This is a genomic window from Pseudonocardia sp. ICBG601, from assembly GCF_020496245.1.
Genome location: NZ_JAHLJA010000277.1, coordinates 1 through 1427, shown reverse-complemented (window position 1 = coordinate 1427; position 1427 = coordinate 1). Strand labels below are relative to the sequence as shown.

The following is a 1427-nucleotide window of genomic DNA, read 5'->3' as shown; positions in this document are numbered from 1 at the left end:
GCAGGTCACCGGTCCCGATCTGGTCGGCGAACTCGCCCACCCCGGACACCGCGAAGGCCACCTCGCCGCGCAGCACCGCCGCGAGCAGCGGACCGCCGCCCTCGTAGGACGCGTAGTGGACCCGGCCGGCGCGATGCCGGCGCCCTCGGCCAGCAGCATCGTCGCGAGGTGGTCCGGCCCGCCGACGGTCGAGCCGCCGCCGACGGTGAGCCCGCGGGAGCGGCGTGCCAGGCGTCGAGCAGGGCGCGGACGTCCCGGTAGGGCGAGTCCGCGGGCACGACGACGATCTCCGACTCCTCGGTCAGCCGTGCGATCGGCGTGGTGTCGGCGAGCGAGAGCGGGGTGTCGCGCGAGGCGGTCGCCCCGACCACCCCGAGCCCCATGCTCATCAGCAGCCTGCCGTTGCCGGCCTCGCCCTCGATCCGGCCGAGCCCGGCGATCCCGCCGGCACCGGACAGGTTGAACACCTCGACCGGACCGGTGATCCCGTTGTCGGACAACACCTTCGCCGCACTGCGGGCGGTGACGTCGTAGCCGCCGCCCGGCGGGTTGGGCACGAGGATGCGCAGGTCGGACAGCGGCCGGGGCCCGCCGGTCAGCACGATCGGGACGACGACCGCGGCGAGGGCCAGCACGAGCACCGCGACCAGCGCGGTGACCTGGCCCGGCGGGCGCGGCGGGCGGGCGGCGGCCCTCCGAGGCGCCCGCCCGCCGCGCCCGCCGGGGCCAGGTCACCGCGCTGGTCGCGGTGCTCGTGCTGGCCCTCGCCGCGGTCGTCGTCCCGATCGTGCTGACCGGCGGGCCCCGGCCGCTGTCCGACCTGCGCATCCTCGTGCCCAACCCGCCGGGCGGCGGCTACGACGTCACCGCCCGCAGTGCGGCGAAGGTGTTGTCCGACAACGGGATCACCGGTCCGGTCGAGGTGTTCAACCTGTCCGGTGCCGGCGGGATCGCCGGGCTCGGCCGGATCGAGGGCGAGGCCGGCAACGGCAGGCTGCTGATGAGCATGGGGCTCGGGGTGGTCGGGGCGACCGCCTCGCGCGACACCCCGCTCTCGCTCGCCGACACCACGCCGATCGCACGGCTGACCGAGGAGTCGGAGATCGTCGTCGTGCCCGCGGACTCGCCCTACCGGGACGTCCGCGCCCTGCTCGACGCCTGGCACGCCGCTCCCGGCGGGCTCCGCCACCGTCGGCGGCGGCTCGACCGTCGGCGGGCCGGACCACCTCGCGACGATGCTGCTGGCCGAGGGCGCCGGCATCGCGCCGGCCCGGGTCCACTACGCGTCCTACGAGGGCGGCGGTCCGCTGCTCGCGGCGGTGCTGCGCGGCGAGGTGGCCTTCGCGGTGTCCGGGGTGGGCGAGTTCGCCGACCAGATCGGGACCGGTGACCTGCGGGTGCTCGCGGTGACCGCGGGCGAACGCGTG

At 76.7% G+C, this 1427-nt stretch carries 2 protein-coding genes; one reads left to right on the top strand and one right to left on the bottom strand.

The annotated features are described in order from the left end of the window. Nucleotides 1–5: 5 nt before the first annotated feature. Nucleotides 6–641 (bottom strand): tripartite tricarboxylate transporter substrate-binding protein, encoded by a 636-nt coding sequence (locus tag KPL57_RS65595; protein WP_226359509.1) that lies wholly within the window; start codon nt 639–641, stop codon nt 6–8. A gap of 107 nt (nt 642–748) precedes the next feature. On the opposite strand from KPL57_RS65595, the gene KPL57_RS71675 reads away from it, so the two are divergent. Beyond that, entirely contained in the window at nt 749–1390 is a 642-nt protein-coding gene (locus KPL57_RS71675) for a tripartite tricarboxylate transporter substrate-binding protein (protein ID WP_308253638.1), read from the top strand. Nucleotides 1391–1427: the final 37 nt, after the last annotated feature.